The sequence below is a fragment of the Mucilaginibacter sp. GW821-FHT07G05 genome (genome assembly GCF_059418565.1).
Genome location: NZ_JBWKQC010000005.1, coordinates 42017 through 56628, shown reverse-complemented (window position 1 = coordinate 56628; position 14612 = coordinate 42017). Strand labels below are relative to the sequence as shown.

Genomic DNA, 14612 nt, shown 5'->3' with positions numbered 1-14612 from the left:
TTAATCGAGCAGTTTAACATATAAACCGAAGAAGTCGCCAACGGGCACACCCCACTGTTGCACCGGGAACCATTTTGGTAAGCCTGTACAAGTCCACTCTACACTATACTGACGGCCTTGCAGGGCTTCGTCTATTTTTTGAATGAGCAAAGCCGGTGTGTAAAAGGTAGCCGTAACATAAAACGGGTTTTTACCGAACATTTGCTGCACACGCCTGCGCAATACTTTGGGCGAATTGCGGTTCATCATGCCAAAGGCAATGCCATGCTTGCCAACACGGGCAGCCTCGCGTATCACCTGCACTGGGTCGCGGTAGTATTCAAAAGTAGTTATGAAGGCTACCGCGTCAAATGTATGATCCTTAAACGGCATAAAGTGCGAGTCGGCATTTACCAGGTCGCCGTTGAACAGGTGCACGGCCTGCCCCAGCATAAAAGGGGAGATATCGCCGCCAGTGGCTTCAATACCTATCTCATGCCACCAGCGGGTAAAGCGGGTAGTGCCGCAGCCAAATTCCAGCAGTTCTTTAACGCGGGTATCCTTGCCCAATAGCTGGCCCATTACTTTCTTTTGCCATACTTCGGCACGTTTGTAACGGCCCTCGTACCATTGCTCGTAAGTATCGGTATGTTCGCGGTTAAAAAACCATTCTTTACGGCCCTGCCAGTTGCTGAGGTCGCGGGTAATGAGTCCGAAATTGTTTTGGGGTAATGTTTCCATAAATGCTGTAAATGTTAAAAGCCTTGCCCGCTGCGCCGGTAATGCGGTACAGGGGACAAGGCTTTTTAGTATACAAATACAGCTTATGCTGAAACGTGGATCTAATTATGCCCATGCATTCCTACGCCGGTATTATCCGTATCAGGTTATCGGGTATTATCTCAGCCTTTACCAAAACAGTAAAAGCACCCCGTGCAAGTATGAAAGCAAATATAGTTAATTTGGCGGCTTGGCAAAACGCATATTAAACCAGTTTTTCCAGTTTAAAATAACCCAGGTGAATCTCATCTTCGGCCAAGCCCGGGGCAGGTGTTATTTGAATATGGTACTTAGCTTTTTGAGCCGGGCTTAATATTTCTTCTATCCGATAAATATCATCCACATCTATACCGTACTTTTCATCGATATGTGAGTTAGCACCCTTAATGGTATTGGTTTTAAAGAACACGGTTTTCTTGGCATGCTGTACCGCCAGCGCCCTATCTGTTTGCACGGTGAGCAGGGTATAATGCTGCTCTTCCAGTTTACCATGCTGGTATCCGCCTAAATTGATAAAAAAGAGTTGCTCCGCGGATTCTGCACCGGCATTCTCCTTTAACACCGCTTTGATTCGGTATCCTTCTACCACGTTCACTTCGCGCCAGCCATCTAAATGGATGCTGTTGCCGGCTTCGGGCCAAAAGGCTTTTATTTCGGGCACCAGTTCTTTTAAACTCGTTGCTATCGCGAAAAAATAATCATGCTGTTCTACATTGCGCTGCGGCGCTTTTGAGCCTAACAGCAGCAGGTATAATTTAAGTTGGGGCGATGCCTGTTGTATGGTAGTCATATTAATAATAATTGAATAGCCGGACAGATCAACTGCTCAGCATACTTTTAGCAATACAATCAGAAGCGGTATCGCAAAAATCAAGCCCGGAGTAATCGGGGTTGTAGCCGCCAATATAAGGTACGGCCATCATGTAAATACGTTCGTTATATGCGCCGTAGCTATCCACCACCTGGAAACAATCGTTAATGGTAACGCCCGGCACTTTTAAATAATAGTTCCCTTTGGCATCGGCTTCAACATCGGTATTGCCTTTCTCCATTATTTCCCGTGCGGCATCATTATCCCTGAACTGCAGCTTCGCCGGACTGACTGTATGCTTGTCGATCAAACTTTTATAAGGCAGTTCACTGAAAGGCAGCGGCGGCTGTCCTACGCTATCAATAAAGGTTTCGTAATGCTTGTCGCATTGCTGCCCGTCGCAATCGGTATAATGGTAAATGATGCCGCCTTTTTCAACAGGTTCAACCCGGCTGTCGTCATCTACCGATATCAGATCGAGCACCCCGGCCTCATGAAGCGCCAGTATCACTTCTGCCGAACTTTGGGGCACAAAAGCTATAACGATGGAGATCAACGGCATCAGCACCTTTTTCAAGCGCAGCATATCCTCGGCCGAAAAGTATTTGGCAGGATAGTTCATCACGTAGCTCAACTCGGCCAGCATTTCTTTCCAGTAGATAGATTCGTGCCGTTTTATTGATTGCTCGGCTTCTTCGTATTCGGCTTCAAACAGTTCAAAGGCATCACGTTTTTCGCGGTGGTCCATCATAGCCGTCACAAAATCTTCCATGCGCATGTCTTTGATCTGATCATAAATCTCCGGTTGTTTATCGCGAAAGCTAACCTTAAAGCTCTTCTCAAATACGTAATCCAATTGCAGAAAACCCTCGTTGGCATCGCGGTTGGCCTTAATCTCTTCGGGACTAAGCAGCGCGTCCTGCGTAACCAGCGATTCCTCTAAATGGAACCTGATAGCGGGCAGCAAGCCATTACGCGAGTGCATCACAATTTTAAAGTCGGGACTGTCATCGGCTAATTTAAAAACCGGGCGCTTGTTACCTTCGTGCACAAAAGTACCGTTATGCATGGCCAGCGTACGTATGGCATCAATAGCAGTTAAAGATGCTCCCTTTATAGCCACCGGATGATTGGCCCTGAATTGTAACTTTGCCGGGGGATAAGGCGAATCAAAATAACCCGGTATAGTACCCTCGTGCTTTAAAGGCCAGCAATGCCCGGTACTGACGATCACCCTATCAAACTCAAACTTGCCATGGTCGGCAGTATCAACAAGGGTGATGTTTTGCTCGGGATAATCTGCCACATCGGTTACCCGGCAACTGAAACGGGCGTTTACCTCGATGCCTTTCTCTTTGGCTATCTGCTGTAGCAGCACAAACTGATGCGCAAGGTACCTGCCGAATAACAGCCTTGGCAGCACTTCGTATTCATGAAATTCGTTGGGATCGATTTTAAAGCGGTGCAGGGTATCACGGTCAACGGTTTTTATCCAATCAACAATGGAAGTAACCAGGTGCGGTATCTCATTGTCGGATATGTTGGTGATGTGTTCATCGTTAGCACCATCGTGGCTGTAGGGCATGCCCGGCCCCAACTGTTTTTTCTTCTCGAAAATATCGATAGCGATGTCGTCCCTGCCGCTATCGAGCAGTTTTTTAAACAGGAACAAACCGGCCGGGCCGCCACCCAGTATGGCAATACGTAAAATAGTTTTCAATTAAATTATAGTAAATGGTTGAACGGTATCAGCAGGAAAAGCACAATAGCATAAATGCTGAATAAGTACAAACAGCCGGGCTTGTTTGTTTGGAAAAAATAACCTTTTACAAGTTAACCATATACCTCGTTGATATCCTCAAATAAGGATAATTACGGTTTACGTCGGGGTAATCCTTATAAGTTCCGCGCAGGGTAAAATAGCCCGGTTCAACGGCAATCAGCAGGTCTTTCACAATGGCATAACTCACTTCGGTTGATACGGTATGCAGAAAATAACTCGACTCATTCCCGTTAAGTGTTCTCATCCAGCCGCCACGGTAATAAAAGTTGTAAAAGAATTTATTGGCTATGTTAAACCCGCCGCCGCCGTTAATAGCAAAGCCCGGTCCGTAATTATAGTTGCGACCTTTGTACAGGTAGGGGTCGGGTACGGCGGCCAGTATCACCGGACCGGCTCCCAATGTGGTGTTCGCTTTTATTTTTTTAGAGATGTTATAGTTGGAGTACAGGTTCATTTTTACGCTTTGCGCGCCGTAAAAGAATGCTTCGTTACGGATATAATCGTAATTGGCCGATAGTATTGCGAGATGCTGCGTACGCCCTGTCGATTTTATTTCCCAGCCTGCCAGTGAACCATACACGCTGATTACGTTCACCTTGGTACTGTCATCCTGCCCGAACTCGGCATTAATGGTAATGTTACTAAAAGGGGTATCATAATCTTCATAAGGCGTGCCATAAATAAAGCGCGCATGGCCATACCAGCCAAACCTGCCGGAGGTAATGAGGTTGCTTTCATCGGCATTAAACTTTCTTAAACCAATATCAAATTCGGCGCTTATTTTTGATGAATCGCGCTTTGCCAGTCCCGATACCTTGCCCCATTTACCATCCAAAATGCGGTTCAATCCATTCATCGGACTAACGATAAAGCCCATTACTTCGCTCACCTGCCTTTTAAAACCACGGCTATTATTGTTCACTATTTTGTTGGATAAGCGATAGGTCATTTCGCCCAATACAATACCGCCGAAGCTGGTATTCACAAAATCGTTAGGAGAGGGGGCCTGATTCTCGGCGAAGGTTTCCCATAAATAACTGCCCACTACCGCCGCTGGTGCCGATTGCCAAAAGCTGTAACCATTGGTACGAAAGGAATTGAAGAACTGGCTGCCATGGTAAGGGTGCCCAAACTGGTTGGTTTGAAAAGGGTCGTTATCCCAGCTCCAGCTACCGGGCTTTATATTATGCCCTACGGTTTTCCATGATATTTTAGCGTAATCAACCTGGGCTACGTAGCGGTCATAAGTCCAGGGAATCACTTCTGCAAGGCCCAATTCAAACGCTGCCCGGCCGAAATGCTTTTTTACTAAGGAGGTGTCTTTTACAGGCTTTTTAAACAAGTTGGTTTTAAATACCTGGTCGTTATAAATGGGAGGCTGTTGTGCAAATGTTTTTTGGCAGATAAACAAAATAGCTATAAACAGTAGTCTTTTAGTAGTTGTAGAGATCATCAAATAAACGCGCTGTAAAATTTCGGCAATCAATTTTTTTAATGAGGATAATACCCTGTTAACCTACCGTTTGTTTTACGCTAATATAGCCTTAATGCCAAACTGATGCTGCTAAGCCCGTTTTATTAAATTAATTTGACAATTGTCGTATTATCACGCTATCAGAACGGCCTGAACCAAGGCCTGCTGATAAGCGGTGAAAACGCCCACGGAATTGATGATAAGATAACCAGCAAACCTATGGTGAACCATATAGCCTGTGTACGAAATTTATCATTATCGGTAAGTTTCCTTTTGGCTTTTGCCGAACCTATGGTAACGAGCACAATGCCGGTGAGCATCATGGTAACATGCTCCATACCAAAAAAGCGGATCTGGCGCATGTGTACCGCCTCTTTAAAGTTGTGCAAAAAGTAGCCGACAATAGGGCTGATAAAATATAAAGCTACACCAATAATCAACTGTATATGCGCAATGGTGGCGGTAATGTGCCTTACCGTATTATCAAAGCCCGTGTAGGTTTTCTTTTTTAACCAGCCACTATACGAGCGGAATATAACGAATAGCAGGCTCAGCAAAACCAGCCAGCGCACCAGCGAATGTAAAGCTAAAAACAGGGGATACATATTATGCCTTTTTTACTTGTCGTTTTAAGGTGATCACTGCTATTTCGGGCCATATACCCACACGGCCTTTTAACCCCAAAAAGCCGAAGCCACGGTTTACATACAGGTACTTGCCGCTTTGCTGATATAGCCCGGCCCATTGCTTGTACACGTATTTGATAGGGCTCCATTTGAAGCCAAACAGCTCAATACCGAACTGCATACCGTGCGTATGACCTGCAAAGGTTAAGTGAATATGCTGCTGATGACCAAGCGTTACCGCTTCCCAATGTGAAGGGTCGTGCGATAGGAGGATATTGAACGAGTCGCCGGATATTTGGGCAGTGGCTTTTTGCAGGTCGCCGTATTTATGGAAACCGCCTTTGCCCCAGTTTTCTACGCCGATAAGCGAGATCGACTGGTCGCCTTTATGTATCTTAACGGTTTCGTTAAGCAATAGCTTGAAACCGATATCGCCATGCACTTCCTTAAGTCGTTTTAAATTATCCTGCTGAAGTTCTTTGCTTTCCCATGGGATGTAGTCGCCGTAGTCATGATTGCCGAGCACCGAATATTTGCCAAAAGGAGCGCTTAGTTGAGAGAAATATGGGATCCACGGATCCATTTCAGATGCCTTGTTATTTACCAGGTCGCCTGTAAAAAATATGATGTCGCTTTTCTGTTCGTTCACCAGGTCGATGCCTTTTTGCACTCCCTGTGCATCACTGAAGCTTCCCGAATGAATATCCGATAACTGGGTGATGGTGAAGCCGTCGAATGCCTCCGGCAGATCGGGGAAGTATATGGTTTCGCGGCGCACCTTATAAAAATGCCTGCCCCTGGTAATACCAAATAGCAACGAGCCGAAGATGAACAAGGCCAAAGCCAATGTCAACTCGCTTACTATAGCCGAACGTGGCGGGAAGCCCCTGAACAGGCGGGTAATGTCTTCAAGTAACAATAACGGCATCGAAAAGAGCCTCGGCACAAATGATAACAGCATCAGCGCCATTAACCAGGTAACCAATTGCTGCGGGTTGCGGTTAACGCGGCGCGCAAATATGACGGCTATAAGCCCGGCGATAAGTGTGAAGTCAACAAGCCAGTAACCCCAGCGCAGCAGGTTGTTATGGGAGAGGGTTTCAATTGCGTTATAAAAATAAATATCAGTAAATAACCAAAGGAGGAGTATTAGGGGAAGTCTTTTTGCCATGTAGAAATTAAAAAATGCAATGTGTTTGCTTATATAGACGATTGCCGCTTCAAAACATTTTAAGCAATCGTCTATATTTTTTGCTACAGGTAAATTAAAGGTTATTTTAAATACCCATCGTCATTTTTTAATCAGGAATATTTACTTGGTTTTCGGCGTAGCTGCCATATATAATTCGAGCTGACCACCGGCGATTATATCTTTAAAGCTGATGTAATTAGCATTCAATACCTTACCGTTCAACTTTACCGACCGGATGTAAATATTCTTGGGCGAATTATTGTATGCCTTGATAATAAACTGCTTGCCTTTAAAGTATTTAGGGTTCAGATTGATCTTAACGTAATTAAAAAGCGGACTGGTAAGATCTATCCGCAGATCGGGCGAGGTGCCGCCGTTCATTTCAAATATCCCGAGCGAGCTTAGCACAAACCAGGCACCCATCTGACCTTCATCTTCATCACCATTCCAGCCTACGTAGGGCGAATCGTCATAAAAAGTATCCAGCAGTTTGCGGGTATAATATTGGGTAAGGTATGGTTTTGAAGTATAATTGAACAGATAAGCCGCCTGCATGTTCACCTCGTTACCGTGGTTGATATAGTACTCGGCAGATTGCTCCATGGTGCGATCAAGTGCGTGAGCGGCGAATTTATGTTGCTCTGATTTTTTAAAACCTGTTTCGAGCCTGTTTAAAAAGGTGCTTTCGTTAACAAATTTTACCAAACCCTTTACATCATGCGGAACATAAAACGAGTACTGCCACGAGTTACCTTCTACAAAGTGGTTAACCGAAAATAGGTCGAAATTATCAATGAACGAGCCATCGGCCTTTTTGGGGACTACATACCTGCTTTTAGGGTCGAAAACATTCTTCCAGCTGTCAGCACGTTTCAGGAAGAAGTTACAATCATCGGTTTTGTTAAGCAGTTTCGCCATTTGGGCAACGCACCAATCGTCGAAAGCGTAATCGAGTGTTTTGGAGGTAGCACCTTTTTCAACCGGCACAAAGCCCAGTTTAGCATAAGATGTGATCTGCGGATTACCCGGATTGCCACCACAGGTAGGTTGCGGCTCTACTTCCATGTTCTTTTTCATAGCGGCGTAGGCCAGTTCGGCATCGGTTTTTACAATGCCTTTCAGGTAAGCGCTGGTAATGAGCGCCATTTCGTGCGAGCCCTCCATGATTCCCGAATATTCCACACCGGCCGGACCTTTTGAGAGCCACCCTGTTTTTTCGTACATCTCCAGTTGTGTTCCGGTCAGGTCTTCAACAGTTTCAGGCGAAGTGAGCGTCCACAGCAGGTTCAAATTCCAATAGGTGTTCCAGAATGCATCGCCGCCTATCATCGCTTTACGATGGGCAGGGAGTTGCTGCACATTTTCACAGGCATCGGTATATTTGCCGTTGGCATCACTCATGATCATTTTGCCGGTAAAGCAACGGTAAAAGTTGGTGTAGAATTTAGTTTTATCTGCTTCGCTCTTGCCATCAACAACAATCGTTTTCAAAATGCCGTTCCACTTAGCGCGGTTGCTTTTTACCAGCTTATCAAAATCCCAGTTAAAGTCTTTTAGTTCGATGTCGAGATTTGATCTTGCCTGATCTATACTTACAAATGAGATCCCGGTTTTGATGATCAGATGCTCGGGTTTGGCGGTAGGGTAGGTTACATACGCGCCCACGTCTTTGCTGCCTTTTACCTCTTTATCGCCCTTGGTTTCCTGCTGGTTCACATAGCCATGAAAGCCGGAAAATGCCTTGCTGAACTGCATTACAAAATATAAGGTATACTCGTTAAAACCCGCGCATGATGAGCGGGCGTAACCCTGTACTTCTGTATTTGATACTTTGGTGATCACAGCATCGCGTAGCTCCAAACCATATTCGGTAGGCATATTGAGCTGTATCATTACCCGGTTGCTGCTGTCTTTAGGCAGATGATAGCGTTGCACGCCGGTTCTTTCTGTAGCGGTAAGCTCGGCTTTAATGTGCGAATCGAGCAGGTATACCGAATAATATCCCGGTGAAGCATGCTCCTGGTCGTGCCTGAAACGGGAGTGGTAGCCTGCATTTGCACCTTTGAAAGGTTCGTCGGGTGTGCCTGGTTTCAGGGCGAGGTCGCCGTTGGTGGGCATGGTGAGTAAGCCCGCCATTGTCCACCCGTGGATATGCGTAAAGCCATGTATACTACCCACCGAATACTCATAACCGCCCTGCCAAACATCGCCCTGGTTATCCGGACTCAATTTTACCATCCCGTTAGGCATGGTAGCCCCCGGAAACAACATCCAGCGGCTGTTGGAGGTGCCGATAAAAGGATCAACGTAATCAACAGGTTCTTTTTTTACCTGCGCGTAGCTATTGACATAAACTCCCGAAAGCAGGCAAAACAATAAGGCGGTTTTAAGTATATTCATGTATGGTTTACAGACTAATAAAGTACAAAAACGCCTGCAATATAGCACTTCATTTTAATTGTATGTACATATATACATAATTAAATAAAAAAATGGTTTTAAACAATATTGTCATTGCGAGGGACGAAGCAATCTCGTCGCGTTTTAGTCCGCTTTCTATCACTATCGTCATTGCAGTATGAAGCAATTTCTACTTAGGTTAAGCTTGTGCTGTAATCAATGTCAGCCTGCTCCTGGGCGCAGTGCCCCATTACTTTTGAGGGTAAAAGTAACATACTAAGCGAAGCGATCTCATGAGCACCAATAAAAAACAAACAACAGCGAATAAACCCTTGTCCAGCAAAAGGCTTCTTTGCCGCACAAGGGCCATCGCCCTGCAAACCGTGCAGAACTTAGGGCTGGAACTTTTGCTCCTCCGCTCATTTCCTTCCCGCATGCAACAAGTTCACTATGCCCGCCTTTGCGCGCGTGGCCAACACAGTTCTGCCCGTTTTCGCCCGAAGCTGTTTGCTGACGGTAGGGGCGAATTGAACGCCTGTCAATGTAATGACAGGCGTTCAATAAGACTCAAGATTTACTCTTAACCCGGAAAGCTTATGCCTGTAACTTCTTCAGCAAGTTCCCATAGTTTTATGGCAGCGGCTTCATCCACTCCGTTAGCGGTAATAACCGATTGTGCGGGAAAGCCACGGTAGCCGTTATCCTGATCGGGTCCATACAATGCGCCGCCCAACGCGCGGGCATTAACGGCGGCGTAAAGCTGCGATAATGTGCCTTGCCATGGTTCCATCAGTTCGCCAACACGTTCAATCGCGGCCTTGTATTCCTCATCCGTCATGTGGCGGGCAAGGTCGGTTTTATTGGCGCCGGGCTGGGTCGCTATGGATAGTACATTATGTTTTGCCGCATTGATGCGACGTTGCAGTTCGAGCGAGAAGAGGAGATTGCCCAGTTTGCTTTGGCTGTATTCGCGCATGGCATCGTAAGATACCTCTGATCTTAAATTATCAAAATCAATACTACCGCGCAGGTATGCGCCACTGCTTACCGTAACTACCCGCGAAAAGGGCGTTGCTTTAAGCAAAGGATACAAACTGCCGGTAAGCGCGAAGTGACCTATCACATTTACCCCGAACTGCAATTCAAAGCCATCCACAGTTTTTGATGCCGGCGGAATCATCACACCCGCGTTATTAATAAGTATGTCCAATTGCCGGTGCGTTTTTAAAAACTCCGCAGCGAATTGTTTTACCGAATCGATACTGCCCAGATCGAATATCGCGGTTTCTAAAGAACCTGTTCCGCTGGTTGCCTGCAAACGGGTAACCGCCTGTTCTGCATTGGCCGCGCTGCGGCAGGCGAGTATCACATGCGCGCCTGCTTTGTATAGTGCAAGCGCGGTTTCAAAACCAATACCTGTATTTGCCCCGGTTACCATGGCTACTTTGCCGGTTAAGTTGGGGATGTTTTCTGTTGTCCACATAATTAAAATATTTATGGCACAAAGTTGAGGTATTATATGGCGACAGTTTAACGGATATAAATCCAAAAACTACAAAAATCAATCAATATTCAATTGACGAAACTTTTTGGGTGTGGTTTGAGCCATCTTCTTAAAAAAGCCCGAAAAATGATTGGGCTCCTTAAAGCCGAGGCTCCAGGCAATTTCATTGATGGTCCAGTTGGTACTTTTCAGCAGGATCTTGGCCTCCTGTGCTACGCGGTGGTTAATGAGCTGTGAGGTACTTTGTCCGGTAATTTCTTTCAGTGCTTTGTTGAGGTGGTTAACGTGTATGTTAAGCTGTTTGGCAAAAGCCGATGGGGTGTTGAGTTGAATAACCTGGTCTATCATTTCAATAGGGAATTGGCGTTCCAGCAACTCTGCAAACAATGAAGCTATGCGTTCCGCGGCGTTTGAGCCGGTGGCCGGGTTGCCAATTGCAGGCTGCATTTTTTGCGCGCCGTGTACTATCTCCATTAACAGGTTGCGCAGCAGGTTATACTTATAGGCATAATCGCCGTGCAGTTCATCAAACATCCTGTTAAACAGGCTGGTGTAATATGGTTTTTCATCGGCTGATAATGGAATTATGGCCGCATCGGCAGAATGAAAAACGGGATAATCCTTAATATGCTCGAACCGGTTAAAAAAGGCTTCGGTAAAAATACACACATAACCGCTGTGCTGTGCGCTTATGCGTTCCCAAAAATAGGGGATCAGCGGATTAGTGAAAACCAGCGCGGTATCGGCCACCTCAATACACTGATCGGCATAATATATTTTGCTGTGCCCGGTAACCAAACTTATCTTAAAAAAATTACGGCGACTATAATTAACCGGTCGCTGTTGCTGTGGCAGCAACAGGTCTTCTACCTTGAAAATATTAAAATGGCCTATCTCATCAGGCACCGGTCTTAAATTTTCGTTAAGCAGTTTATAAAAAGCCGGTAATTCAACAAGTTTCATTAAGTACAAAGGTACATAAATCAAATGGTGAAGGGGCAGTGAGTGAGTGAGTGAGTGAGTGAGTGAGTGAGTGAGTGAGTGAGTGAGTGAGTGAGTGAGTGAGTGAGTGAGTGAGTGGCGGTTGGTTAGTGGGGAGTGGTGAATTGATAGTGAATAGGGGTGACAGAAACGCGAAAATGTCATTTTGAACGAGGTACGAGGAGAAATCTTCTTCACTGTAAAAGTAGAAGATATACAGAGCGAGGAAGATCTCTCCATGCTGTTCGGGATGAACCGGTTTCGGTACCTATAAATAATTATTTAATTAAGCTTCAGTTGCATCGTAAACGATCACCTTTTCCCATAAATGGCTGTAGTTTTTTACGAAGGCCAGGTGTACGGGGTGGGTTTGATAAGTGGCTTGCCCGGCAAGGTCTTTAAAAAATATCAGTTCAGACACGCCCCAGCTGTTATCAACCACGTCGCGTTTTTCGGTGCCGGCCACTATGCCTACACGCAGCGAGTGTACAGTTTCAATTTTTGATAGTGTTTTTACACCTTCTACCAGTTTGTCCCTGTCGGCAGTTGAAGCCGGGTTTTTAAGCCAGAAGAATACATGGTGTACAATTGGGTAAGTCTCTTTGGTCATAACTAAATTGTTTGCTGATGCCGCGGCGGCGGTTGTTGCTAAAACCGTACCTGTGGCTATAAATTTTCGCCTGGTTATTGCTTTCATAATGGATATAATAAAAGGCTTAATTTATGTATAATTTAATAAAGTAGGGATGATGCACGGCTATTCAATTTATAATTTAATATAACGACGATGTTTTAAGTTTTATATTAGCGGTATACGGTTGTGGCCGTAAAACTTAAATCTTGCTTATGCGTGTACAGTCGTTTACATCAGCCTTGTTAATTATTGCGGTAAGTATCATTAGCCTTAATAGCTGTAACCGTTCGGCCAAGAAAGCCAAAAAGAAGCGGGATACCGTACACAAAGCCTGGAACAAAACCATTCCCGGCAGCTTTAGTGAGCAAACTATCCTGGTGTTTGATAGCGGGCAGGTGGCTACTTTTTTAACCCAATACCCCGAACTGGATGCTTATAAAAGCGATATCAGAAACTTCTACACCAAAAGAAAATACGCATACGCTTGGTTTGAAAAGAACGCGCTGATTGAGCAGGCGGGCAACCTTGCCAACCGGGTAATGAACATACAGCAAGAGGGCATTTACAAAGCGCCGCCCTATCAAAAGAAACTCGATTCTTTACTATATACGGTTAATTCGGCTAAAAAGCAAAAGCCCAACCCCGAGCTGGAACTGATGCTTACCGCGCAGTATTTCGTATTCGCTAAAATGGCTTGGAACGGTTTGAGCAATGCCGAAAGCAAAGCCAGCAGCTGGTATGTGCCACGCAAAAAAATATCTTACGATCAATATCTCGATAGCCTGTTATCGGCTAAAGGGCGTTCGGCTGATGAGCCTGTTTACCGCCAGTACGATCTGCTTCGGGGCTTCCTTAAAAAATATACACAACTGGATACCCTCGAAAAATGGGTGCCTATAGTGGCTGCCAAAACATTAAAACCCGGCGATTCATCTGCAGTGATAGCGAAGATAAAACGCCGCCTTTTCCAGTTAAGTGATTTTAAGGGCGATACCACCGGGGCTTTGTACGATACCACCTTACAGGCATCGGTAAAACAGTTTCAGGAACGCCACGGGTTATACATCAGCGGGCAGGTGAACAAAGCCACGCTAACCGAACTAAATGTAACGCCTAAAGACCGCATCAGGCAAATACTGGTTAATATGGAACGCAGCCGCTGGTTGCCGGTTAGTGTAGATAAAGATTACCTGGCAGTAAATATCCCCGAATTCAAACTACATGTATACCATGCCGATAGCCTGCTTTGGAGCTGTAATGTGGTGGTGGGGCAAACGGTGCATCAAACCACGGTATTTTATGGCGAGGTTAAGTATATAGTATTTAGTCCGTACTGGAACGTGCCGCCGGGGATCCTGAAAAATGAAATATTGCCCGGCATGCGCCGTAACCCCAATTACCTGGCCGCCCACAATATGGAGCTTACCGGTTATGAGGGCAAAACCCCTGTTATAAGGCAAAAGCCAGGCGCATCAAACTCCCTGGGTTTGGTGAAATTCCTGTTCCCTAATAGTTATAATATTTATTTGCACGATACACCATCTAAATCCCTTTTCGGCGAATCATCCCGTGCTTTTAGTCATGGTTGTATCCGTGTGGGCGAACCCGCACGACTCGCCGCTTTCCTGCTAAGGGACAAACCCGAATGGACTCCCGAAAAAATAGACAAGGCCATGCACGCCGGTAAAGAGCAGTACTACACCCTAAAACAAAAGGTGCCTGTATTTATAGCCTACTTTACCGCCTTTGTTAACCGCGATGGCCGACTGAACTTCCGTAAAGATATTTACAAGCTGGATGAGCGTTTGGCAGCTACCATCATGTCGGGAAAAGGTAGTTATTAATAGATTAGCTGCTTAGTTAAATCTTCCTGATCCTTCTTAATAGATTGACGTGTTTAATGGCGAATGGCTTTGCTATAGCTATTCTTTTATCGGCGATAAATCAATTTGCAACCAATTTTAAAAAGTGCCGAACATCACATTTTACCCTGACGCCCATCATCCCGCAGGCCGTAAAACCATGCCATATTTGTACAACAAAACAATTAAAGGATTTTCAATCATGGCAACTTTAAAAACTATAGCACCCGCAACATTTAATACTGAGCATACTATTGAAATTGGTCATCTTAATTTATGGGCCAGGTTTATGAACTATGCCGATACACAAAAGCCAAATCATACACTTTGGTTTTTTATTACCCTTATGGTACACGGCGTTTTAATACTACCTATACCTGCTGTTTTAATGTATTATTTTAATGCCCCGGTATGGGTGCTGGCCATCACCATGACCTGTTTCTTTACCAATATCATCGCCAATATGGGCGGCGCGGGTATCCGTGCAACTTTAAGCTTCTTTGTGGCCAGTGTGTTCATCCACGCGGTATTATTACTGGCTTTTATTTTATAATACCCAATTAATGTTTAACAAGGGAAAGCGGTT

General features: G+C 45.3%; 12 protein-coding genes and 1 riboswitch. Of the genes, 2 read left to right on the top strand and 10 right to left on the bottom strand.

Annotation, left to right across the window (positions count from 1 at the left end):
• From AC07NA_RS14145 to AC07NA_RS14100, 10 genes are all read right to left on the bottom strand, one after another.
• Nucleotides 1–720 carry a class I SAM-dependent methyltransferase gene (locus tag AC07NA_RS14145; RefSeq protein ID WP_345211163.1) on the bottom strand — a complete coding sequence of 240 codons (720 nt, stop codon included), beginning with the start codon at nucleotides 718–720 and terminating at the stop codon, nucleotides 1–3.
• 101 nt (nucleotides 721–821) lie between these two features.
• Nucleotides 822–923, bottom strand: a riboswitch (TPP riboswitch).
• Nucleotides 924–964: 41 nt separating this feature from the next.
• A complete protein-coding gene (locus AC07NA_RS14140) occupies nucleotides 965–1549 on the bottom strand; it encodes a DUF1543 domain-containing protein (protein ID WP_494898197.1) in 585 nt (194 codons plus the stop codon).
• 28 nt (nucleotides 1550–1577) lie between these two features.
• The gene (locus tag AC07NA_RS14135; protein WP_494898196.1) at nucleotides 1578–3290 is read right to left on the bottom strand and encodes an FAD/NAD(P)-binding protein; all 1713 of its coding nucleotides are present in this window, start codon (nucleotides 3288–3290) and stop codon (nucleotides 1578–1580) included.
• A 106-nt stretch (nucleotides 3291–3396) separates the two neighbouring features.
• Nucleotides 3397–4806, bottom strand: coding sequence for a DUF3943 domain-containing protein (locus AC07NA_RS14130; RefSeq protein WP_494898195.1), 1410 nt, complete (start codon nucleotides 4804–4806; stop codon nucleotides 3397–3399).
• 161 nt (nucleotides 4807–4967) lie between these two features.
• Complete coding sequence (locus AC07NA_RS14125) at nucleotides 4968–5432, bottom strand: hypothetical protein (protein ID WP_494898194.1); 465 nt, start codon at nucleotides 5430–5432, stop codon at nucleotides 4968–4970.
• Between the two features lies 1 nt (nucleotide 5433).
• Entirely contained in the window at nucleotides 5434–6624 is a 1191-nt protein-coding gene (locus AC07NA_RS14120; protein WP_494898193.1) for a metallophosphoesterase, read from the bottom strand.
• 141 nt (nucleotides 6625–6765) lie between these two features.
• Nucleotides 6766–9045, bottom strand: coding sequence for a GH92 family glycosyl hydrolase (locus tag AC07NA_RS14115; protein WP_494898192.1), 2280 nt, complete (start codon nucleotides 9043–9045; stop codon nucleotides 6766–6768).
• Nucleotides 9046–9625: 580 nt separating this feature from the next.
• On the bottom strand, nucleotides 9626–10528 hold the full coding sequence (locus AC07NA_RS14110) for an oxidoreductase (RefSeq protein ID WP_494898191.1): 903 nt from the start codon (nucleotides 10526–10528) through the stop codon (nucleotides 9626–9628).
• A 78-nt stretch (nucleotides 10529–10606) separates the two neighbouring features.
• Nucleotides 10607–11512: a helix-turn-helix domain-containing protein gene (locus tag AC07NA_RS14105; RefSeq protein WP_494898190.1), complete on the bottom strand. Its 906-nt coding sequence runs from the start codon at nucleotides 11510–11512 to the stop codon at nucleotides 10607–10609.
• Nucleotides 11513–11816: 304 nt separating this feature from the next.
• Entirely contained in the window at nucleotides 11817–12227 is a 411-nt protein-coding gene (locus AC07NA_RS14100; RefSeq protein WP_494898189.1) for a Dabb family protein, read from the bottom strand.
• Between the two features lie 149 nt (nucleotides 12228–12376).
• On the opposite strand from AC07NA_RS14100, the gene AC07NA_RS14095 reads away from it, so the two are divergent.
• Nucleotides 12377–14008, top strand: coding sequence for a L,D-transpeptidase family protein (locus AC07NA_RS14095; protein WP_494898188.1), 1632 nt, complete (start codon nucleotides 12377–12379; stop codon nucleotides 14006–14008).
• A 220-nt stretch (nucleotides 14009–14228) separates the two neighbouring features.
• Nucleotides 14229–14579 (top strand): hypothetical protein, encoded by a 351-nt coding sequence (locus AC07NA_RS14090; protein WP_345211152.1) that lies wholly within the window; start codon nucleotides 14229–14231, stop codon nucleotides 14577–14579.
• Nucleotides 14580–14612 lie beyond the last annotated feature (33 nt).